The sequence below is a fragment of the Ochrobactrum sp. A-1 genome (assembly GCF_022488005.1).
In the GTDB taxonomy this organism is placed as follows: domain Bacteria; phylum Pseudomonadota; class Alphaproteobacteria; order Rhizobiales; family Rhizobiaceae; genus Brucella.
Map to the genome: position 1 here is coordinate 1,107,501 of NZ_JAKVQC010000007.1, position 19,840 is coordinate 1,127,340.

The following is a 19,840-nucleotide window of genomic DNA, read 5'->3' on the forward strand; positions in this document are numbered from 1 at the left end:
AGCGGGACTGGATGTTTCTATATTGAGTGAGACCTGCGCCGTGTTGGGGCTGGCGGGCGCAAATTCGCTTGTCGACAAGGACCGCGTGGAACAGAGCCTGCCCTTCGGCAAGGTGAAGATCGTTTCCGACGCTGTTACCGCCCTGCAAGGTGCGCTCGGTCCAGATGACGGTGCTATCGTCATTCTCGGCACCGGCTCGGTCTTCGTTAAAAGAGAACAGGACGCATTCGAGATTGTCGGCGGGCGCGGCTTCATGCTGAGCGATCATGCGGGCGGCGCGCGGCTTGGCCGCGAACTTCTTGAAGAGACGCTGCTTGCTCTGGACGGCATGGCCGACCGTACGGAACTTGCCGATGCGGTGCTGGCGCGGTTCGGCGGCGACCCTCGCCAGATCATCACCTTCTCGCGCACGGCGACGGCCGCAGACTACGCCACCTTCGCTCCCATCGTTTTCGACTACGCACATAAAGGCGATGCGCTCGGCCTTTCGATCCTGCAACGCGCCTGCTCTTATATTGGCCGCGGTCTGGACCGGCTCGGCATTGAAACACGTGGCCGGTTCAGTCTGACGGGAGGCCTCGCCCCATCCTATGCAGCGCTGCCATTTCTGCCGTATCGGAAACTCTTTCGGCCTGCGCTTGGCGATGCGTTGCAAGGAGCATTGTCGCTCGCCTTGCTGGCAAACGGACAAAATAACCGCCAGAACGCCATGCACCCTCACTGACGTTCCACACTATAGAATGCACGCATCCCGCTTGCCGAAAATCGATCCGGATTTTCGGGCCGATATTGTAGCGGCAAAAAGACTTGTCGCGACGGGGTTTACCCCCTAACTTCTTATATACAGGCACTCACAGAATATTCGGCCTGATCTTGCGAAACGGTGCCGGTTAAAGTCGGCGGCGTGTGTGGCGTATTCTTTTCATGCATTTCCGGACGGAAACCGGTTTCCGTTCCCAGAGGAAATGCTCCACAGGGGTGGCATGCTGACTAAAAAGGGCAAATATGGCCTGAAAGCCATGGTGCATCTGGCAGGCGTTACAGATGGACAACTGGTTTCGGCCAGCGAAATCGCCGAAAAGCACCATATACCGCGCAAGTTTCTCGACAATATTTTTACCGAGCTTCGCAATGCCGGATTCGTCCTGAGCCGCAAGGGCAAGGGCGGCGGCTTCTGCCTTGCCCGTCCGGCCAACGAAATCGCCATCGGCAATATCATCCGCGCGCTCGATGGCGCACTTGCCCCCATCGCCTGCGCCAGCAAGACAGACTATCGCCCGTGTGACGACTGCGATGAGGACGAATGCGAGGTGCGCCATATGATGCTGGATGTGCGCGAAGCCATCGCCAGCGTTCTGGATCACCGGACGCTCGCTGACAGCAAGGCCATGGATATAGCCTTACTGTCTAAATAGGCCTCAGGCGGCTGCCGACCAGTTCGGGAACGGATCGTTCAGCCCCGACCAGCGCTCTGGCGCAAAGTCTTGTTCCTCAAGGAGACATTGATCCAGCTCAGTGATGAGCGCATCTTCCTGCATCGGATCGATACCGATGAACACAATCTCCTGACGCCGATCACCCCATATTTTATGGAAATACGGTTCCATGGCGCGTTGCCATTCAGGTTCTGCCGGCCAGTATTGCTCCGGCACGGATGACCACCAGCGCCCTCTTTTTCCGGTGCGCACCAACGCGCCTGCCTGACTGATTTCACCGACAAAATCCGGACGAGTGGCAAGCCAGAAGAAGCCCTTCGCCCGCACGACACCCGGCCAGCCCTTGTCGATGAAGGACTGGAACCGTTCTGGATCGAAGGGACGCCGCGCACGATAGACAAAGGAGCGAACGCCATATTCCTCGGTCTCGGGCGTATGCGAGGCAAAGCCATGCAGCTCCTTGTACCAGAGCGGATGCTCATGCGCCTTGTTGAAGTCGAAGAGCTTCGTGTCCAGTATGGCGTCAAGCGTCACTTCACCGAAATCGACCTCCTCGATGCGGGCATCGGGATTGAGCGAGCGGATGACCTTGTGCGCCAGATCACGCTCCTCTTTTGAAGCGGTCGATATTTTGTTCAGCACGACGACGTCGGCGAACTCGATCTGTTCGACCAGAAGATCGACAAGCGTGCGCTCGTCATCCTCTCCAAGGGATCCGCCGCGATCACGCAGAAAATCGCTCGACGCATAGTCCTTCAGCAGATTGGCGGCATCCACAACGGTCACCATCGTATCGAGCCGGGCGACGTCCGAAAGACTGTTGCCCTTCTCGTCGCGAAACTCGAACGTGGCGGCAACCGGCAATGGCTCGGCTATGCCGGTCGATTCGATCAGCAAATAATCGAAGCGCCCCTGCGCTGCCAATTGTGAAACCTCCTTCAGGAGGTCATCGCGCAATGTGCAGCAGATGCAGCCATTGGTCATTTCGACCAGTTGTTCATCCGTGCGAGAGAGATTGGCGCCGCCATCACGAACAAGGGCGGCATCTATATTCACCTCACTCATATCGTTGACAATCACCGCAACGCGGCGGTTCTCGCGATTATTGAGCACGTGATTGAGCAGTGTCGTTTTTCCGGCTCCGAGAAAACCGGACAAGACCGTAACGGGTAGTCTTTTTCTCATGACTCCGTTCCTCGTTTAGAGCGCATCCCGAAAAGTGTGAAACGGTTTTCGGAACGAGATGCGCGTTGAAACAAACCGTTAGAGCGCCGATCTGATTCAATCAGATCGAAACGCGCTCAAAATCGGGTAGGGTCAGTCGTGATGGTGATGATCGAGATTAAAGGTCAGCGTCGTGAAAAAGCTGAGTTTGTCCGCTTCCTTTGAATCGGACAGTGGCCTGGAATAGCCTGCCCCGACGACATTGAGACCCGCGTTGCGGATATTGATCCTGGCGATGCCTTCCGCATCGGTCTTCACCGGTGCCGCATGACTGTCATTGACATAGTCCGCCGTGACCTCGACGCCTTCCACCGGCTTTCCGTCAAACAGAATCTGCACGGGGAGCTCGTTGCCCGCCTCCAATATTGTCGGGTCCATCAATGGAACGATTTCGAAGGGTAGGCCCTGGGCTTCTGGCTTTTTGCGCAAATGATCCAGAATGGCGACGGCAAACTTCCGGCTCTGGCTGGACTGTTTGGCGCCCGGCACTTCCGATTTCGGCTTGTTGACCCACTTGCCGTCCGGACCTTCGGCCCAGAAGCCATTGTCAAACGTGCTGCTGACGACAACTGCATCCTTGGGTACGCCGAGCAGAACATGATCTTCCTGTGGTTTGATCTCGACGGCGACATCCTTGCCCGTTACATCCTTTGCCGTAACAGTCTTTAGCTTCTGCGGATCATAGGCTTCGTCGCTTGCGCCGTGACCGTAAACAACCGCCTGCGTTCCGTGACGTTCTGCAATCCAGATGCCGTGCGCACCCGCGACTGCGGGAGCAAGAAAAGCCAAAACGGCACCGGCCTGAAGTGCTCTCACAAAGCTACGCATTCTTTTCTCCTTAATGTTATATCATTACGTTTTAACTGGTGAAAATAGGTGGTCAGAACCGCCCTTCTGTGTTCAGCAAGTTCGTAAACCCGCTTGGCGCTTGATAAGGCGCCAATCCGCATATTCTGGAGTGCCGGGCTGTCGGTAGGTTACAGCCCGGCACATTTGCAACCACTTTCCGAGTGCCCAAGCACTCAGTTCCGAGGGCGGTCGCAGCTGTTACTTTGACAGACAACCTTTCAGGGAATCGGCCAGATTACGGATGAGCTGCGGATAGAGATCAGGGCCATCCTTCAATTCCGCGCCTAAAGGATCGAGAGCACCGGTTTTGGCATCGGTTCCTTCGATAACGGTTTTCACCAGCTTCGGTTCGAACTGCGGTTCGGAGAACACGCAGGTTGCGCCAAGCGATTTTATCTTCTCGTGAATTTCCTTGATGCGCGCAGCACCCGGCGCCTTTTCGGGGCTGACCGTGATCGATCCGACCGCCTTCACGCCGAAGCGATTTTCGAAATACTGATAGGCGTCATGGAAGACGATGAATGGCTTGTCTTTTACCGGCTCCAGTTCGCTCGCGACATCCTTGGTCAGCGCGTCGAGCTTCTCGCCGTAGTCCTTGGCATTCTTTTCATATTGCGCCGCATGTTCCGGGTCGCTTTCGCTGAGCGTCTTGGCGATATCCGTCGCCAGAACCTTTCCGTTCTGCGGATCGAGCCAGAAGTGCAAATCATACTCACCGTGGCCATGGTGATGGTCATGACCGCCCTCCGAAGCCTCGGCATGATCGTGACCTTCAGCGCCGTGTTTATGCCCTTCATGGCCATGGTCGTGCGCTTCAAACGGACCGCCTTCACGGAACTTCAGCTTGGTCAGTCCGTCCGCATCCCCAAGCGCGACGACCTTCGCGCCATCGCCAAGCGTATCGATAGGCTTGTCGAGGAAGGTTTCCATCGACGGACCGGCCCAGAAAATCACCTTGGCATGCTCGATTGCTTCTGCATCCGAAGGCTTCAGGCTGTAGACATGTTCCGAACCCGCGCCCTGAACGATCAGTTTCGGCTCGCCCACGCCCTGCATGATTGCGGAAACGATTGAATGGAGCGGCTTGATTGATACCACGACGCCATCGCGTTCTGCGGCAAGCGAGGCATTTGCCGTACCGGCCAGAAATGCTGAAGCGAGGAGGAGGGAGCGGAGATGTTTCATAGTCTCTCTCTTGTACGATTGGGGAAAGGTATCATATTCAAGTGATATGTTATTTTATAACGTCAGTTGCGTTATGCTATAACGTCTGCCATAAGGTGAAGCAACCCCCATTTTGGAAAAATCATAGCGGCGGATGACCCATGTGTGGGACAAGAACATGCAGGCAGTGAAAGCCCCGAAGAGATGAGCAGGAAGACCGTCCTCCCCGCCGAGAAGGCGCGGGAAACATTGATCGAACTGAAAGATGCCGGCGTCTACCGCGACGGGCGCTGGCTCGTGCGCAATGTCGACCTGAGCGTCGAGCGCGGGGAGATCGTGACCCTGATCGGTCCAAATGGCGCGGGAAAAAGCACTGCCGCCAAGATGGCGCTGCGCATCCTGAAGTCCGACGAAGGCAGCGTGATACACGCGCCGGGCCTGCGCATCGGCTATGTGCCGCAAAAGATCAATATCGACCGTACGCTGCCGCTTTCGGTTGAGCGCCTGATGACCCTGACGGGACCTCTCTCGCGTAAGGACATTGAAGCGGCATTGGAAGTGGTGGGCATCCCGCATCTTGCAAAGGCCGAGATCGCCAACCTGTCGGGCGGCGAGTTCCAGCGGGCACTGATGGCGCGGGCGCTTGCCCGCAAGCCGGACCTCATGGTGCTGGATGAACCGGTGCAAGGCGTCGATTTCTCCGGCGAAGCCGCGCTCTACGAACTGATTGCGAAACTGCGCGACGATACAGGCTGCGGCGTGCTGCTGATTTCGCACGACCTGCATCTGGTCATGGCGGCGACCGACCGCGTCATCTGTCTCAACGGGCATGTTTGCTGCAGCGGAACGCCGCGCGACGTAACGGCGAGCCCTGAATATGTGCGGCTGTTCGGCAGCCGGGCCGTTGGGCCGCTTGCCGTTTATGAGCATCACCACGATCACACGCATCTGCCTGACGGGCGGGTGCTGCATTCCGATGGTTCCGTGACGGATCACTGTCATGCCGATGATGGCCATCATCATGAATATGACCACGAGCATGGACACGGGCATCATCATCACGAAGGGAGTGCGCCGCGTGCTTGACGATTTCTTCACACGCGCCATCATCGCCGGTGTCGGACTGGCGCTCACCACCGGACCGCTCGGCTGCTTCATTGTCTGGCGTCGCATGGCCTATTTCGGCGACACCATGGCCCATTCCGCGCTTCTCGGCGTGGCGCTGGCGCTTATTTTCGACATCAATCTGATGATTGGCGTCTTCGCGGTTGCGGTGGCGATTTCAGCCATCCTGCTGCTCTTGCAGCGCCGCCATACATTATCCGCGGATTCGCTGCTCGGCATCCTGTCCCATGCCACGCTGTCGCTTGGCCTCGTCCTCGTCGCCTTCATGACATGGGTGCGTGTTGACCTGCTGTCGTTCCTGTTCGGCGATATTCTTGCCGTCTCGCGGATGGATATCGCCTTCATCTATGGCGGCGGCATATTCGTGCTGGCGATTCTGGCCTGGCTTTGGCGACCTTTTCTTGCCGCCACCGTCAGCGAGGATATTGCCCGCGCCGAAGGCATGAACCCGGCCCTGTCGCGCATTGTTTTCATGCTGCTTCTGGCTATCGTCATCGCCATTGCGATGAAGATCGTCGGGATTCTATTGATAACCTCGCTGCTCATCATTCCGGCAGCGACGGCGCGCCGTTTTTCCTCCACGCCCGAGCAGATGGCCATTCTGGCCTCCTTGATCGGGGCCGCGGGGGTTATCGGCGGACTTTATGGTTCCATTCATTTCGACACGCCGTCCGGCCCGTCCATCGTGGTCGCGGCGCTTGCCATTTTCATTTTGAGCCTGCTACCCCTACATAAGAGGGAACAGGCATCACCAAAACGGATCGCTGGACAATGAGCACGCATCACCACCATCACGCCCCGCAGGATCTGACCCGCAATCAGACATTGGTTTTTGACGTCTTGTCCAAGGCGGAAGGGCCGCTCAGCGCCTATACGATCCTCGACCAGCTGCGTGACGACGGCTTCCGCGCACCGCTGCAGGTTTATCGCGCATTGGAAAAGCTGCTCGACTACGGGCTGATTCATCGCCTCGAAAGCCTCAATGCCTTCGTTGCCTGCGCGCATCCGCAATGCCATCAGCAGGGTCTCGTGGCTTTCGCCATCTGCGAGAAATGCGGTCAGGTGACGGAGTTCTCCGACGCGGCCATCGAGAATCTCGTCAGCGCATGGAGCCTTCAGAACGGTTTCAAGTCACGCAAGACGACATTGGAGTTGCGCGGCCTCTGCGAAGCCTGCGGCGAGCACTGAAGCATTTCCGAGCCAAAAGTGTGAAACGGTTTTGCGTTCGGAAACGCGGAAAAAGATCATACCCAACAAACAGGAACCTGTTCAAGGTAACCATGTCCGAAGGTTCCCGATCTAAAAAGTAACGCATCCGCAATCGAAACCTGCTAGATTAGGCCCAGGGGAATAGCAGGTAAGATTTTGATATGGCACGGGTTAAGCCATCCCACGAACGTCGCAGGGAAGAGAGACAGCGTACAAGGCTGCGCTCCGGAAAGATTGTGGGCCTCGACGGACGGTTTATCATCGAATGCCAGTTCAGCGATATTGCACCCCATGGTGCCAAGCTCAGAACTGTCGAAGTCCCGACCCTGCCTGAACGTTTCTGGCTGTTTGACGATTATTATGGCCGCGCGCTTCTGGCCCGGATTGCCTGGCGCAATGGTCGTGAAATGGGGGTGGAACTTGTATCGGACCCTACCGTCACACCGCTGGACGAAGAGCGCCTCGCCCAGCTTGCAGGAAAATACTATTCGCTGTGACCAACAGGCTGTGCGTTAGCCTGTTTCTCTGGCTCATGTTTAGCCGGGGCTGTCGGTGTCGGCGTGCCGCGCATGTTCATGGCGCGGATTTCTTCCGCTGAAATATAGTTGAACTGCTCGACCAGAAGGTCCTTGATGACCGGCTCGGGGAACCGTTCATTGAGATCGGTGATGATCGAGGCGCGAACGTCCTCAAAACTCACCTTCTCGACATCTTTTGTATCCGAATAGCTGCCGTAGAACTTGCGGAAGATTTCATCGCTGATGAAAAACTCCAGCGGCACAGTCAGCTTCTTTCGGATGTTCGAATCGATCGTATAGACAAGCTGCGTCACCACATAACCGGCGACGCCGCCATTCGAGATGATCGGCACGCTCATCACATCCGTCTTGACGTAATCCACGCCGCCAAACCCGCCGGTTGCGGCTTGCGCCCCATCCGAAGATGAGGCGTTCTGGCGAACCGCCAAGAAAAGCGAACCGAAAGCGACGGCGCAGATCCACAGACCGATGGCAATGATGCGGATCATCTTGCGTGACCGAGCCTCACGCTCTGCATGCTGTAGGTGCCGTCAGCTTCCTGCGTTTCCAGCGCACCGCGAATGAGGTCGGCCAGTTCGCCAACGGCGCGCAGATGCAGCTGCAGCGCCTCGCAATTCTTCTCAAGCTTCTGCTTCAGGCTGTCGAGCAGTGGCTGAAGCCGCTTCATCGTTGCCGGTTCGGCAGCGGTGGCCGCTTTTTTGATCGCCTTGTTGAAATCGTAAAGCCCACGGCTCTTGCGGGAGTTGATTTCCGCCAGATCCGGATTGCCGCCTTCCAGCAGAAGACGCGTTTCAGTATCGATGACATCTTCCAGACGTTGGATTGCCCGTACGACCGGCTTCAATGTGGGGTTCTCGGCCGGTTCCTCTGCCAGCGCCTGACCCGGTTCGCTCGTGACAGTGACGATTTGCGAATCCTCTGGCGGCAGGCTGTTTTGAGAGCTTGTCTCGGTCATTTAGGGGTCCTCAATTATGAAGCATGGCGGACGCTATCGTTGCGGGCCAATCAGCCGCGCGCCGGGTCCGTATCGCTGTTGTTGTCGAGCTGCTTTTGAATGAGCTTGCGTTCGAAGCCATGCACAATGTCCTTCGATACGGCGTTTTCACTCACATGGTCTCCCAGATTGTCGATCACGTCTCCTAACGCTAGCGTCGTCGGCGCGTCTGCCCGCCCGTTGCGCGCCGCCTGTTCTTCAAGCAACTTGGCAATGCCGACACCGCCGCCATCCGCCATCTTGTTTGCCATGGCTTCCGCCATCATGGACTTCCAGTATTCACCGGCAATCCCCTTCCCGAAGGTCGCCGACGTGTCACTGGTGAACATCGACTGCACGAAGGATTGCAGCATGAAGGCCTCAAATTTGCGATAAGCCGGATTGGCTGCATTCTGCGCATCCGGCCGCACGCTGATCCCAGCCGCAAGGCTGTCGGAGAAGCTTGCGAAATTATCCCGCGTCAGTCCACCAGCGGCGGATGCCACCATGGTTGCCGATGCGGACGGCGCTCTCAACCGTTCCGCCGCCATGCGATAGGCTTGCGGATCGGCGGCACGCGCCACGTCCATCACCAGATCTGATGGCGGGTTGATCGCCATGCACAACTCCTTGTTTTAGAGCGCGTTTCGATCTGATTGCATCAGATCGGCGCTCTAACGTTTAGTTTTGTCGCGCATCTTGTCCAAAAACCGCTTCGCACTTTTTGGGATGCGTTCTGATCGTCCTTGCGCGCATCTTATCCAAAAACCGCTTCGCACTTTTTGGGATGTGCTTTGTTACTTGCACCATAATGGGTCAAACTTGACTGAAACTTGTGCGTGCGTTCAGCCTCGATTTTGCGCTCAATCAGGGTTTTGCGACTTATTTGTCGTTTTCCGGCTAATAAATTCCTCGATCAGGCTGGAAAGTTCGCGCCGTTCGCGATCGTTCTCGGTCTCCGTCAGGCGATCCTCCAGCAACTCGACACGTCTTTGTTCCTGCAAAAGTGCTTTGCGTTGTGATTCGAGACGCTGCTCAAGCTGCTGCGATTCGGTAGCGTTGCTGCCGAGGCGCTTGATGAGCAGCGACGGATCGATATTGAGCGCATCGCCATCATAGCGGCGATCCTGCATGGCGATAAGCGCCTCCCGCTCTTCCTCCAGCGCGCCCTTGCGCGCATTGGCTGCAGCAAGAGCCTGTTCCAGCCGGGCGCTGCCGAGCTTTTGCAGTTCAATGAGCTTCTTGAGATTGCGCGGATTCGTCATAGCTGCCCTCAAAACAGCTCGCGCAACTGCGTTGCAGTTTCATTGGTGAAGAAGCGCAGGAGTTCCGGCAGGATGAAATAGATCACCAGCAGCCCTCCCCCCAGCACGAATGGCATAGACACAAAGTAAACCGGTATCGTCGGGGTCAGCTTGTTCACCAGACCGATGGCGAAGTTGACGAGAATCGCAAAGACGATGAACGGCGCCGCAATGCGCAGCGTTGCCAGAAAAGCCGCCGAAAGCGCATCGGTGAAGTCGATCATCGCCGCATCGGGGCGAAACTGCCCGTCAACCGGAATGGCCACATAGGAATTGAGCAGCGCCCGGAAGATTTCCAGATGCATGTCGGTAATGAAGAACAGGAACAGAGCGCTGAAAGTGACAATGGTTGCAAGCGTCGCCTGCGGTTCGCTTTCGGTAATGGCATCGGCAGGAGAACCGGAATAGCCGACTGAAACCGCCATCGTACTGGTCATGAATTGCAGCGCCCAGAAATAGATATGCGCCAGAATGCCGATCACCGCGCCGACGAACATTTCGCTCGCCATCAGGCGGAACAGGGTCCACGGCTGCCCGGCATCGACAACGGTAACGATACGCTGCAACACCAGCGGCAGGACCGCGAATGAACAGGCCAGTGCGATGTAGAGCCTGACCTGCAACGGAATGCGCGCACTCGAAAGCCCCGGCATCAGCATCAGACACGCGCCGATGCGGCAGAACGCCAGAACGGCGGCCAGGATGATTTCGTTAAGCGGCAGTTGCGAGACAGGCACTCAAGGCCCTTTCATCGTATGAAGCAATAGATACTCCCCTTGCCCTTCGAGACGCCAAGCCTCGACAAGCTCGGCATGGCTCCTCAGGATGAGGGGTGTGGACGCTGGAACTCTTTCCTCATCCTGAGAAGGCGCCCTGAGCGCGGGCAGGGGCGTCTCCACCCCTCGCTCCCCTCATCCTGAGGAGGTGTCCTGAGCGGAGCGAAGGGAACCGTCTCGAAGGATCGAAGGATCAGAGGATCGACAAACGCTGACCTCCTACGAGATGGCGCCGAGCGATTTCACCTCCACGCCACGCGCGATTTCAACATGGGACAGCACTGGCAGGGTGGCGAACAGCCGCTCGATAATCATGCGAATATATGGCCGCGCTTCCGGTGACGAAACCAGCACGAAACGCTCGCCATTGTCGAAATGCTTGCGAATGACGGTGGAGGCCTCCGTGCCGAACTGTTCCAGCAGGCGCGGATCGATGTCAAATTCGACGATTTCGCCCTTGGCGTCGCGCTTGAGGCTCTGGTGGAAAACCAGATCCCAGCGATTGCCGAGGCGCAGAACGTTCAGCACGCCATTGTCGGAGAGGTCGCCGCAAATCTGCTGTGCCATGCGCATGCGGACATGCTCCACGATCATTTCCGGGCGGCGGACGAGCGGCGCGATTTCCGCAATGGCTTCGAGAATCAGATGCAGGTTGCGGATGGAGATGCGCTCGGCGAGCAGCAGCTTCAGAACCGCCTGCAGGCCCGAATAGGAAATATGCGACGGGCAGATATCTTCCAGAAGCTTGCGATATTCAGAGCCGAGACGGTCCAGCAGAATGCGCATGTCCTTGTAGGAAAGAAGCTGGGCCAGATTGTTGCGGACGATTTCGCTCAAATGCGTCAGCAGGACCGAGAGATTATCCACGGTCATATAGCCGTCGCGGCGCAGATCGGACGCGAAGGTTTCCGGTACGGAATAGGCGCGCATGCCGAAGGCCGGTTCGCGCACTTCCTCACCCGGAATGGATGGGATCGGGCGGTCGCCAAGCACGACAAGCGTTTCGCCGACACGCAACTCGTGACTGGCGACAGCCGTGCCGTGTATTTTGATGCGATAGCTTTTGGGCGGAAGCGCAATATCGTCCGTGACCTTGATTTCCGGAATGACGAACCCGTATTCCTGCGCGAACTTGCGGCGCATCTTGTTGACGCGATGCGCCAGCTCCTGCTGCGATGCAATCAGGCGGGCGGAAAGCTGCTTGCCGAGGCAAAGTTCGATCTGGTTGGTTTCGAGCGACGCCTTGACCGAGTTGCGCTCCTGCTCTTCCGCCTCGCGCTGCTTCTTGCCGGCTTCGCTCGCTTCCGCCTCGCGCTGGCGCGCTTGTCGACGGGGTACGGCAATACCGATGAAGGCCATTGCGCCACCCAGCATGAAGAATGGGAAGGCTGGCAGGCCCGGCATGATGCCGAGGACGAAGAGCAGCATCGCCGCAACCAGAAGCGCCTTAGGATAGGCACCCAGCTGACCGAAGATCGCCTGATCGGCGGAGCCGCGTGTGCCGCCCTTCGACACCAGAAGACCGGCGGCAAGCGACACGATCAGGGCCGGAATCTGTGTGACCAGACCATCGCCGACCGACAGCTTGGTGAAGACATCGGCTGCGTGCGCAATATCCATGTCGTGGCGTGTAGCGCCGATGATGATACCGCCGAAAATATTGACGGCGGTGATGATGAGACCTGCAATGGCATCGCCGCGTACGAATTTCGAAGCACCGTCCATGGAGCCGAAGAAGGAGCTTTCCTCTTCCAGCTCGCGACGGCGGCGCTGCGCTTCCTTTTCATCGATCAGACCCGATGAGAGATCGGCATCGATGGCCATCTGCTTGCCGGGGATAGCGTCGAGGGTGAAGCGCGCGCCCACTTCCGCGATACGTGTCGCGCCCTTGGTGATGACGAGGAAGTTGACGATAATGAGAATGCAGAAAACGACCAGACCGATGACGAAGTCGCCGCCCATCACGAATTGCGAGAAGCCATGGATCACATGCCCGGCGGCGAGATAGCCTTCATTGCCGTGGGTGAGAATCACGCGCGTCGTCGCAATATTCAGCGACAATCGCATCATGGTGGCGATGAGCAGTACCGTCGGAAAGGCGGAAAAGTCGAGTGGGCGCTGAATCCAGAGCGCCACCATCAGGATCAAAACCGAGAACGCGATGGAGAATGCCAGGCCGATATCCAGCACGACAGCCGGAACAGGCAGGAAAAGCACCGTCAGAATGATGATGATGCCAACCGCCAGACCCATATCGCTGCCGGTCAGAAGTCCGCTTTTCATCAAGGGTTTAGCTGCTGCCTGCTGCACATCCATCTCCTGTTTCGGGACGGACCTTAGCTTGCGAAGCTTGCGCGAGGGCTGTGCGAAGAGCCTGAATCAAAAAGCGGCATGTGTGTGCGAAAATGGTGATTTTCGAGTACCGGAGCGGAGTGTACTTCTGGGTACATGAGCACCGGAACGCAGACAAATTGCCATTTGCAGCCACAGATGGCGACTTTTGGAACAGGCTCTAAAAGCCTTTTTCTATGCGGGAATAAGCCAATAGCGTGAAGGAATTGATCTGCGCACCGACGAAAGGCGCGGTCAGAGCCAGCACGACGAAAATGACGATGATCTTCGGCACGAAGGTCAGCGTCATTTCCTGAATCTGCGTCAGCGCCTGGAAAAGTGCGATGCCGATGCCTGCAAGCATGGCGGCAAGCACTGCCGGGCCGCTTGCCATAAGCACGGTCCAGATCGCAGAATTGACGATATCAAGCGCGTCGGCTTCGTTCACCGCGTCGGATCCTAGCTGATCTTGACGCCTGCGCCGATCATCAGCGTCTTGCCGTCTTCCAGTTCGGCCAGCATGCCGCTGGACTGAATGGTCACGGATTTCACGACGCCCGATATGCTGCCGTCGGCATTGGTCAGCGTGCGGCCGATCCAGCCTTCGGCCTGCGTCAGCGACGTGTTGGCGATCAGCGTTTCAAGCTTGCTGTTCATCTGGACGGCCTGCTCGACATTGGAGAAGGTCGCAAGCTGCGAAACATATTGCGTCGCATCCATCGGCTGCGTCGGGTCCTGATTCTGCATCTGGGTCACCAGAAGCTTCAGGAAGGAATTATAATCGACGCTTGCCTTGTTGGCCGCCGAATTGCTGTTGTTCGTCGTGTTGTTATTCGTCGTATTCGCGCCAATCGGCGGTGTCGTGGTCATGGGTTTGCCTCCGCAGATTTCCGGGTTTTGAGCACAGGCAAAGCCGGGCTTTCATGACCCATCAGTTCGGCCTCGCGTGGATATTGCGCGCGAATGGTCTTGAGCGCCTCGAAAATACGCCCGTTATGGACCAGTTCGTCGACCAGCTTCAGCGCATTCAGGATTTCTGCATCCTTGAAGGTCAAAAACATGCCCTTCAGCATCTGCGCGAAAGTCGTGTGAGCCTGTTCGCGCATGGCCGGTTCGATCAGCATCATCTGCGCCGCGAAATAAAGCTGGCGCAGCGGTGTGGTCGTGTCTTCCGGCTGGAGAACATGGTTTTCCAGAAGGAAGGTCGCATCGTTCAGGAGTTCGAGCGAAACCTTGCGGTCGGCTCGCAGTACTGCACCGTTGATGAAGATTCTTTCGCCCGCGCGCAGCGAAAGGCGAATGGCCGGTTTTCCGTTCGGGGTCATTTCAAAGCCCATCCCGGATCGATTGCGTGATCTCGATCAGCGTGGCGTAATCGTTGCTTTCACCCTGACGGATGCGTTCGATTTCCTTCAGTACGAAAATACCGACGGAAATGATCGCGGCCTTCAGTTCCTTCGGCAGCACATTTTCTTCCGACCCCAGATCATCGATGATCGTGGTCCAGAGCTTGGTGGTGAAATAGGTCGCGTCGATCGCCTCGCGGGAGCCGCTGCCGTTTGCCTTCGCCGCCTCGAGCATCGCGATGGAACGGTCGAACAGTGCCCGCTCCCGTTCCTTGGCGCTCGCCATATCGTCATTCATGACATCTTCGTAGCGCATCTGATACATGGTATCTCCGTCTATCAGTTCGAACGGGCTCGCATCATGCTGCGTCCGTCCTCATTTCATCTCGACTATCTGAGATAGTTGAGCAGGCTCATATTCTGCAGCTGAACCGTTAGCGAATAGGAAGTTTCAATCTGCGTCTTCAACGCGTTGACGCGCGTTGCCGCTTCGTAAGGATCGACTTCTTCGAGATTGAGCACAGACTGGTTCAGGATCTTCTGCTGCGCCGCGATACGTGTGGTGGCAGCTTCAGTGCGCGATTGGGCAAGACCGAGCGTCGTCTGCTCCGACGTGGTTTCGGTGATCGCCGTCGTCGTGGTCTGCATGGCCTGATGCGTCAGGGCTTCGAAAGCCGAGCTGTTGAGACCGATGGTTGCAAATTCCGCCACCATGACCGCCGACATGATCGTCTTGCGGAAACCGTCCGCATTGGCGGAGATCGACGTATCAGCGGTTTCGGTCGGCGAAATCCGGCTCTTGATGACCGTGTCCGATGCATCCGACCAGTTTGCGGCCCAGTTGGCATCATTGAACTGATCGGCAAAATCGCCTTCCAGGAAGGCCTTCATCTCGTCGCCGGTGATATTCGCCACCTGCGGATCGTCGATTGCAAAGCCGAAATGATCCTGAAATGCCTGACGCACCGCCGTCTGCGCGGTGCTGCCTTCGGTATAGTCGGCAACCGGCTTCACATCGGTGTTCACACCAGCAAAGATATATTCGCCATTAAAGCTGGTGTTGAGCAGGCCGGTGACGGAATTGAGAATGGATTTTGCCGATTTTGCAATTGTCGCAGCGCTTTCAGCGGTATTGTTGGCGCCCGTCAGGTCGCCCAGAAAGTTCTGCGTGTTCTCGATGATCGTGCCGGCTGCGGTCTGCGTCGCATTCATGCGCTGCTGCACCAGCTTGTTCATGTCCGTCAACACGCTCAGACGATCATATTCCTTGCGCAACGATACGGTCTGGCCGGACTTGGAGCCGAGCGACAGGCCGACATCGAACACGGTTCCCGTGGTCGCTTCCTGCTGCGCCTTCAACATTTCGGCCTTGTTCTTCGCCACAAGGGCTCGCAGGGCTGACGTTGCGCCATAGGTGGAAATCGATTGCGCTTTCATTGGCCTCACACCGCGTTGAGAAGATCGTCGAGCATTGCGCTGATCGTGGTCAGCACCCGGCTCGATGCCTGGTAGGAATGTTCAAGATCGAGAAGCAGCGCCATTTCGGTGTCCATATCGACACCATTGGCGTTGGAGAGCGCCGCATCTGCCTGACCGGCAATCGTCGCATTATAGGAGAATTCGCTGCTGGCCTTCTGGCGCTTGCCTTCAAGCCAGCTGATCGACGATGAGCTATAATCCGTCAGGCTGGAGTTTGTCGCCAGACCCGCCACCGAATTGAAAGTCATCGGCTCAGAAAACGCTTCATTGAGCGCACGCAGGCGATCGCTGAAACCTGCCGCACCTTCGCTATTGTATTTGTAGTCAGGCCCGTTGGCTCCGCCATCACGCAGAAGAAGCGGACTGCCGCCTTCAGACGTAACGAAGGCCGAAGATACCTTGATGGTGCCTGCAATGCCTGCCGAAAGGCCTGCACCTGGAACATCCGGCGATCCGGCCCAGCTGAACAGGCCCGTCTGATCCGCGCCAACGCCGGTCTGGTCGCTTTCGGCAAACATCGTCACCAGATTGCGCGCAATTTCATCAAGCTGCATCTGATATTGCGGGGCGATCTGATCGCGAAGCTGCAGCAAGCCGCTGAGGCGGCCCGTTCCATAAGGCTGGTCGAAGGTCTCGTGGTTGAGCGGAACGCCATCCACCAGCACCGCCTTGCCAGCAATGCCCGGCGTTAGTACCGTCGATTGCTCAAAGCTCACCTTGCGCGCTGTCGTCTCGAAGAGGGTTACACCGTTTTCGGCAAAAATGACCATGTCATTGTCACCGCGTATCATGGTGGTGATGCCGATCTCGCCGGAAAGCTGCTTCAGGATCGAGTCGCGCTGATCCATATAGTCGGAGACATCGCGATTGGCGCGCGTGCCGCCGACGATCTCCTGATTCACCTTTTCGAACTTGGCAAGCAGATCATTGATGTTGGCAACGGAATCCGCAATGTCGCGGTCAGCGTCGTTGCGCAGGGACTGAACCTGCTTGGTTCCGGCATTAAGTGCATTGGCGAGCGATTGCGCCGTGGAAACAACACTGTCGCCAAGCGCGCTGTTGGAGGGTGACGCAGCATAGGTCTGAAGCGCATCGCGCAGATCGCCGATCAGGGACGATGGCGAGCCGGAATAATTGTCTGCCGAATAGAGCGACGAAAGACGGTTAAGCCCGTCTGCGAGAATGGAAGAGGAAAAGGCCGTGCTGTTCGACTGGATGAACTTGTTGAACAAGGCTTCATCCGCCGACCGACTGATACCCACGTAAAGGGAGCCGTAAGGCCCAGATACGAGAGAACTGGTGCGCCGGGAATAATCCGGATCGTTGGCCCTAGCAATATTGCTTGAGACAACGGAGGTCTGCTTGGACGTTGCCGCAAGCGAACTTTTGGCCGTCAGAAGAGCAGAACTAAGCGACATCTTACCCCATCCTACAAGTGCAGTCCCGAAGGCCGCGAAGCGGTTTCGCGTCCGGAAATGCGGCTAAAACAAACACCTGGAAAGCCCCTGATAATTCCGCTGATATCGGAACTGCCCCGTGTGCGAACCGTGTCTGTTGCCTGAACGGTTCGTATTCTCAATGCGCTAGTGGTCTGATTTCGACATTTGCGTCCCTCTGATACAGACGCCGAGCAAATGTCGGAATCGCAAAGACCACTAGTAACTTTATGTATCTCGTGGATTTTTCGAATTTGACGTTTGAAACAGCATCTCATTCAGTCGGGTTTCAAACGTCAAATTCAATCCACTCGTTCCGGGAAAGGCTTTTCACCCTCGCCCGGAACAGTCCAGCTTATCTCTTCAGGTTGACCAGCACGTCCATCAGTTCAGAGCCGGTCTGGAAGACTTTCGAATTGGCCGTGTAACTGCGCTGCGCCTCGATCATGTCGGTCAGCTCCTGCGCAATATCGGCGTTGGATTCCTCCAATGTGCCGGACATGACCTTGCCCATGCCATCGCTCTGCGGAAAACCGAGGCGGACATCACCCGATTCCGCGCTCGGCAGAAACACGTTGCCGCTCACGACCGTCATGCGATCCGGGCTCGCGACATTGGCAAGCGGAATGCGTGCCAGAACCTTCTGCGTGCCGTTTTCGTAGATAGCGACGACCGAGCCGTCATTGGCCACATCCACACCCTTGACCGCAGATGGCGCCTGACCGTTAATCTGCGCCTGCGAGATCGTGTAGTCACCGGCGCGCTGCGTCGATGCACCCAGATTGAGGTTGAGGTTCTGGCCGCCGTAAGGTCCAAGATCGATCGCAATGCCACCAGCAGATGTCATGTCGCCCGTTGTCGGATCGAATGTCAGCGTCGTTGGGCCACCGACCACCGCGTCATCGGCAGCGTTTTTGACCGTGACGCTCCATTCATCCGCGCCGGTCTTGGTGAAATAGACATCCAGCGTGATCTTCTCGCCCTTATCATTATAGGAGATCAGCGACGTCTTGTGATTGAACTCGCCCGCCGCCGGAACCTGATCGGTAGACGGCAAATTGACCGTGAAATTGCCAGATGTGCTGGCCTCGGGCGGAAGTGCTGCGCTATTGACATTGATGATGTTCAGGCCAGGTATCGTCAGCGCGCCAGCCGGATCGTTCGGGCCTGCGCCCAGCAAATAATAGCCGGCTGAATTGACCAGATTGCCGTTCTTGTCGGGAACGAAGGAACCGGCGCGTGTCAGGAATGTCGAGCCATCCGCCCCCTGCACCACGAAATAGCCGTTGCCGTCGATGGCAAGGTCTGTCGTGGAGGATGTGGAGCGGATACCGCCCTGATCGGAAATGCCGTAACGTACATTGGTCAGAACGCTGCCGGAATTATACTGACCACCGGTGCTCGGCAGAACGAGCGATGAAAACTGGGTTTCCGCACGCTTGTAACCGACGGTGCTTGCATTCGCGATATTGTCGGCGACCGCAGACAGGCGGTTCGCCTGCGCGTTCATTCCCGAAACACCGGTCCGCATCATACCGTAGAGGCTCATTGGCAGCTCCTGAGAAGTTAAGAATCCACGAATAAGCTAACGAACCACGCTTGCGTGAAACTGTAGCCTTGGGATTCTTACGCTTTTACTGGGGGACCGGCGCGATTTCGGAAAGTCGTGAAAATGCTCGAAGTCGCGATACTGGGGGATGCTGAAGACGCAGCAATATCACTCGATATTGATGCAGTAGCCGAGGAAGCGCTTGGAATCGATGGGGTCGAAGCCCAGCTGCTCACGCAGCTTCTTGCGCAATTTGCTGATATGACTTTCAACGACGTTTTCTTCGACTTCACTGTCGAAAATGCCGTAGATCGCGCTGAAAATCTGCGCTTTGTTCAGGCGGCGACCGCGATTGGCGATTAGATATTCCAGAATGCGTCGCTCGCGACGCGGCAGCGGAAAATCAACGCCGTTGATCTGCGGATCGCGGCCATCGGAGAAAACACGGATCGGTCCGAGCTCGGTGCCGCTGTCGTTGGAAGCGGCGGACGCGCCTGCGCGGCGGCGGATTGCATTGATACGTGCAAGGATTTCACGCACATGCACCGGCTTGCGAACAACGTCGTCAACCCCGGATTGAAAAAGCTCAAGCGTATGTTCCAGTGACGGGCGGTCATTGACGGCGATCACAGGCGCCTTGCAGCGTTCACGAATCCGGGCCGGGAGCCGATGCTGATCCGCACATTCGCCGATCAGGAAGGCCTCGACAGCCATGATATCCTGCTGTGGAACGCTCTCCACCCATTCGTCGAAATCGGTAGGGGTAAAACCCGTTGTCGTGATGCCCTCGCGACCGAACCAGGAAGAGTACCCTTCAGTCACTAAATCTCTGTCGTCAACGACAACAATCATCGGCCCGCCTTCCGAATCAATATGTTAGCCCAAGCACGATAGGAATAACTGGCAGGAGGAATCGGCAACAATGGCAAATAATTGCCCGCAATATATTGGGAGGAAATTTAGTAAATTCTAATTTAATAGGAATCGCATTGATTGCAACGCGCCTACTTCTATAGGCGTAGGAACCTTAACCGAATGTTAACGGCTCACGAACTTTTACGATTCTTTACAAGGGCTTAAAAATCCGCCGGCTAATTTAG

23 protein-coding genes (1 of these 23 running past the window's edge) are annotated in these 19,840 nt (G+C 56.9%); 6 read left to right on the forward strand and 17 right to left on the reverse strand.

Annotated features, from left to right (window positions below; translation table 11 throughout):
- On the forward strand, window positions 1-724 hold the 3' portion of the coding sequence (locus MKS82_RS23355; RefSeq protein ID WP_109989941.1) for a BadF/BadG/BcrA/BcrD ATPase family protein. It extends 170 nt beyond the left edge of the window; only the last 724 of its 894 coding nucleotides appear in the window; the start codon falls outside the window, past its left edge; it ends in the stop codon at window positions 722-724.
- 259 nt (window positions 725-983) lie between these two features.
- Window positions 984-1,415: an RrF2 family transcriptional regulator gene (locus MKS82_RS23360; RefSeq protein ID WP_109988802.1), complete on the forward strand. Its 432-nt coding sequence runs from the start codon at window positions 984-986 to the stop codon at window positions 1,413-1,415.
- A gap of 3 nt (window positions 1,416-1,418) precedes the next feature.
- Here MKS82_RS23360 and zigA read toward each other — a convergent pair whose 3' ends face one another.
- The 3 genes from zigA to znuA all read right to left on the reverse strand — a co-directional run bounded on the left by zigA (window position 1,419) and on the right by znuA (window position 4,694).
- Window positions 1,419-2,621 carry a zinc metallochaperone GTPase ZigA gene (gene zigA, locus MKS82_RS23365; RefSeq protein ID WP_109988803.1) on the reverse strand — a complete coding sequence of 401 codons (1,203 nt, stop codon included), beginning with the start codon at window positions 2,619-2,621 and terminating at the stop codon, window positions 1,419-1,421.
- A gap of 132 nt (window positions 2,622-2,753) precedes the next feature.
- The gene (locus tag MKS82_RS23370; protein ID WP_240579361.1) at window positions 2,754-3,488 is read right to left on the reverse strand and encodes a DUF4198 domain-containing protein; all 735 of its coding nucleotides are present in this window, start codon (window positions 3,486-3,488) and stop codon (window positions 2,754-2,756) included.
- A 219-nt stretch (window positions 3,489-3,707) separates the two neighbouring features.
- The gene (gene znuA, locus MKS82_RS23375) at window positions 3,708-4,694 is read right to left on the reverse strand and encodes a zinc ABC transporter substrate-binding protein ZnuA (protein ID WP_109988805.1); all 987 of its coding nucleotides are present in this window, start codon (window positions 4,692-4,694) and stop codon (window positions 3,708-3,710) included.
- 183 nt (window positions 4,695-4,877) lie between these two features.
- On the opposite strand from znuA, the gene MKS82_RS23380 reads away from it, so the two are divergent.
- The 4 genes from MKS82_RS23380 to MKS82_RS23395 all read left to right on the forward strand — a co-directional run bounded on the left by MKS82_RS23380 (window position 4,878) and on the right by MKS82_RS23395 (window position 7,504).
- Window positions 4,878-5,759: an ATP-binding cassette domain-containing protein gene (locus MKS82_RS23380; RefSeq protein ID WP_109988806.1), complete on the forward strand. Its 882-nt coding sequence runs from the start codon at window positions 4,878-4,880 to the stop codon at window positions 5,757-5,759.
- Window positions 5,713-6,573, forward strand: a complete 861-nt coding sequence (gene znuB / locus MKS82_RS23385) for a zinc ABC transporter permease subunit ZnuB (protein ID WP_109988807.1) — start codon at window positions 5,713-5,715, stop codon at window positions 6,571-6,573. Before MKS82_RS23380 ends, znuB begins: the two co-directional genes overlap by 47 nt.
- Window positions 6,570-6,986 (forward strand): Fur family transcriptional regulator, encoded by a 417-nt coding sequence (locus tag MKS82_RS23390; protein WP_109988808.1) that lies wholly within the window; start codon window positions 6,570-6,572, stop codon window positions 6,984-6,986. The genes znuB and MKS82_RS23390 overlap by 4 nt, the downstream gene beginning before the upstream one ends.
- A 182-nt stretch (window positions 6,987-7,168) precedes the next feature.
- The gene (locus MKS82_RS23395) at window positions 7,169-7,504 is read left to right on the forward strand and encodes a PilZ domain-containing protein (protein WP_109988809.1); all 336 of its coding nucleotides are present in this window, start codon (window positions 7,169-7,171) and stop codon (window positions 7,502-7,504) included.
- On the opposite strand, the gene MKS82_RS23400 is transcribed toward MKS82_RS23395, so the two are convergent.
- The 14 genes from MKS82_RS23400 to ftcR form a co-directional block, all read right to left on the reverse strand.
- On the reverse strand, window positions 7,492-8,034 hold the full coding sequence (locus tag MKS82_RS23400) for a hypothetical protein (protein WP_109988810.1): 543 nt from the start codon (window positions 8,032-8,034) through the stop codon (window positions 7,492-7,494). The genes MKS82_RS23395 and MKS82_RS23400 overlap by 13 nt on opposite strands.
- Entirely contained in the window at window positions 8,031-8,501 is a 471-nt protein-coding gene (locus MKS82_RS23405) for a flagellar protein FlgN (protein ID WP_109988811.1), read from the reverse strand. Before MKS82_RS23405 ends, MKS82_RS23400 begins: the two co-directional genes overlap by 4 nt.
- Before the next feature lie 50 nt (window positions 8,502-8,551).
- A complete protein-coding gene (locus MKS82_RS23410; RefSeq protein WP_240579362.1) occupies window positions 8,552-9,139 on the reverse strand; it encodes a rod-binding protein in 588 nt (195 codons plus the stop codon).
- A 243-nt stretch (window positions 9,140-9,382) separates the two neighbouring features.
- Window positions 9,383-9,784, reverse strand: a complete 402-nt coding sequence (locus MKS82_RS23415; RefSeq protein WP_109988813.1) for a hypothetical protein — start codon at window positions 9,782-9,784, stop codon at window positions 9,383-9,385.
- A gap of 8 nt (window positions 9,785-9,792) precedes the next feature.
- Window positions 9,793-10,560: a flagellar biosynthetic protein FliR gene (gene fliR, locus MKS82_RS23420; RefSeq protein WP_109988814.1), complete on the reverse strand. Its 768-nt coding sequence runs from the start codon at window positions 10,558-10,560 to the stop codon at window positions 9,793-9,795.
- A gap of 258 nt (window positions 10,561-10,818) precedes the next feature.
- Window positions 10,819-12,915, reverse strand: coding sequence for a flagellar biosynthesis protein FlhA (gene flhA, locus MKS82_RS23425; RefSeq protein ID WP_181394314.1), 2,097 nt, complete (start codon window positions 12,913-12,915; stop codon window positions 10,819-10,821).
- 196 nt (window positions 12,916-13,111) lie between these two features.
- The gene (gene fliQ, locus MKS82_RS23430) at window positions 13,112-13,378 is read right to left on the reverse strand and encodes a flagellar biosynthesis protein FliQ (RefSeq protein ID WP_006469393.1); all 267 of its coding nucleotides are present in this window, start codon (window positions 13,376-13,378) and stop codon (window positions 13,112-13,114) included.
- An 11-nt stretch (window positions 13,379-13,389) separates the two neighbouring features.
- Window positions 13,390-13,800 carry a flagellar hook assembly protein FlgD gene (gene flgD, locus MKS82_RS23435; RefSeq protein WP_109988816.1) on the reverse strand — a complete coding sequence of 137 codons (411 nt, stop codon included), beginning with the start codon at window positions 13,798-13,800 and terminating at the stop codon, window positions 13,390-13,392.
- A complete protein-coding gene (gene flbT / locus MKS82_RS23440; RefSeq protein ID WP_109988880.1) occupies window positions 13,797-14,255 on the reverse strand; it encodes a flagellar biosynthesis repressor FlbT in 459 nt (152 codons plus the stop codon). The genes flgD and flbT overlap by 4 nt, the downstream gene beginning before the upstream one ends.
- 1 nt (window position 14,256) lies before the next feature.
- Window positions 14,257-14,601: a flagellar biosynthesis regulator FlaF gene (flaF, locus tag MKS82_RS23445; protein WP_010660748.1), complete on the reverse strand. Its 345-nt coding sequence runs from the start codon at window positions 14,599-14,601 to the stop codon at window positions 14,257-14,259.
- A gap of 65 nt (window positions 14,602-14,666) precedes the next feature.
- Window positions 14,667-15,713 carry a flagellar hook-associated family protein gene (locus tag MKS82_RS23450; protein WP_109988817.1) on the reverse strand — a complete coding sequence of 349 codons (1,047 nt, stop codon included), beginning with the start codon at window positions 15,711-15,713 and terminating at the stop codon, window positions 14,667-14,669.
- 5 nt (window positions 15,714-15,718) lie between these two features.
- Window positions 15,719-17,173 (reverse strand): flagellar hook-associated protein FlgK, encoded by a 1,455-nt coding sequence (flgK, locus tag MKS82_RS23455; protein ID WP_109988818.1) that lies wholly within the window; start codon window positions 17,171-17,173, stop codon window positions 15,719-15,721.
- 373 nt (window positions 17,174-17,546) lie between these two features.
- The gene (locus tag MKS82_RS23460) at window positions 17,547-18,740 is read right to left on the reverse strand and encodes a flagellar hook protein FlgE (RefSeq protein WP_109988819.1); all 1,194 of its coding nucleotides are present in this window, start codon (window positions 18,738-18,740) and stop codon (window positions 17,547-17,549) included.
- Window positions 18,741-18,908: 168 nt separating this feature from the next.
- Entirely contained in the window at window positions 18,909-19,592 is a 684-nt protein-coding gene (gene ftcR / locus MKS82_RS23465) for a flagellar transcriptional regulator FtcR (RefSeq protein WP_109988820.1), read from the reverse strand.
- Window positions 19,593-19,840 lie beyond the last annotated feature (248 nt).

Bases quoted from the DNA above. Each gene is read 5' to 3' on its own strand.
- MKS82_RS23410 (WP_240579362.1), bottom strand. From the start codon at position 9,139: ATGGCGATCAACCCGCCATCAGATCTGGTGATGGACGTGGCGCGTGCC.
- flgK (WP_109988818.1), bottom strand. From the start codon at position 17,173: ATGTCGCTTAGTTCTGCTCTTCTGACGGCCAAAAGTTCGCTTGCGGCA.
- flgD (WP_109988816.1), bottom strand. From the start codon at position 13,800: ATGACCACGACACCGCCGATTGGCGCGAATACGACGAATAACAACACG.
- znuB (WP_109988807.1), top strand. From the start codon at position 5,713: ATGGACACGGGCATCATCATCACGAAGGGAGTGCGCCGCGTGCTTGAC.
- MKS82_RS23390 (WP_109988808.1), top strand. From the start codon at position 6,570: ATGAGCACGCATCACCACCATCACGCCCCGCAGGATCTGACCCGCAAT.
- flhA (WP_181394314.1), bottom strand. From the start codon at position 12,915: ATGGATGTGCAGCAGGCAGCAGCTAAACCCTTGATGAAAAGCGGACTT.
- MKS82_RS23360 (WP_109988802.1), top strand. From the start codon at position 984: ATGCTGACTAAAAAGGGCAAATATGGCCTGAAAGCCATGGTGCATCTG.
- MKS82_RS23400 (WP_109988810.1), bottom strand. From the start codon at position 8,034: ATGATCCGCATCATTGCCATCGGTCTGTGGATCTGCGCCGTCGCTTTC.
- zigA (WP_109988803.1), bottom strand. From the start codon at position 2,621: ATGAGAAAAAGACTACCCGTTACGGTCTTGTCCGGTTTTCTCGGAGCC.
- MKS82_RS23405 (WP_109988811.1), bottom strand. From the start codon at position 8,501: ATGACCGAGACAAGCTCTCAAAACAGCCTGCCGCCAGAGGATTCGCAA.
- MKS82_RS23395 (WP_109988809.1), top strand. From the start codon at position 7,169: ATGGCACGGGTTAAGCCATCCCACGAACGTCGCAGGGAAGAGAGACAG.
- MKS82_RS23370 (WP_240579361.1), bottom strand. From the start codon at position 3,488: ATGCGTAGCTTTGTGAGAGCACTTCAGGCCGGTGCCGTTTTGGCTTTT.
- znuA (WP_109988805.1), bottom strand. From the start codon at position 4,694: ATGAAACATCTCCGCTCCCTCCTCCTCGCTTCAGCATTTCTGGCCGGT.
- MKS82_RS23415 (WP_109988813.1), bottom strand. From the start codon at position 9,784: ATGACGAATCCGCGCAATCTCAAGAAGCTCATTGAACTGCAAAAGCTC.
- MKS82_RS23460 (WP_109988819.1), bottom strand. From the start codon at position 18,740: ATGAGCCTCTACGGTATGATGCGGACCGGTGTTTCGGGAATGAACGCG.
- flaF (WP_010660748.1), bottom strand. From the start codon at position 14,601: ATGTATCAGATGCGCTACGAAGATGTCATGAATGACGATATGGCGAGC.
- ftcR (WP_109988820.1), bottom strand. From the start codon at position 19,592: ATGATTGTTGTCGTTGACGACAGAGATTTAGTGACTGAAGGGTACTCT.
- flbT (WP_109988880.1), bottom strand. From the start codon at position 14,255: ATGACCCCGAACGGAAAACCGGCCATTCGCCTTTCGCTGCGCGCGGGC.
- MKS82_RS23380 (WP_109988806.1), top strand. From the start codon at position 4,878: ATGAGCAGGAAGACCGTCCTCCCCGCCGAGAAGGCGCGGGAAACATTG.
- MKS82_RS23450 (WP_109988817.1), bottom strand. From the start codon at position 15,713: ATGAAAGCGCAATCGATTTCCACCTATGGCGCAACGTCAGCCCTGCGA.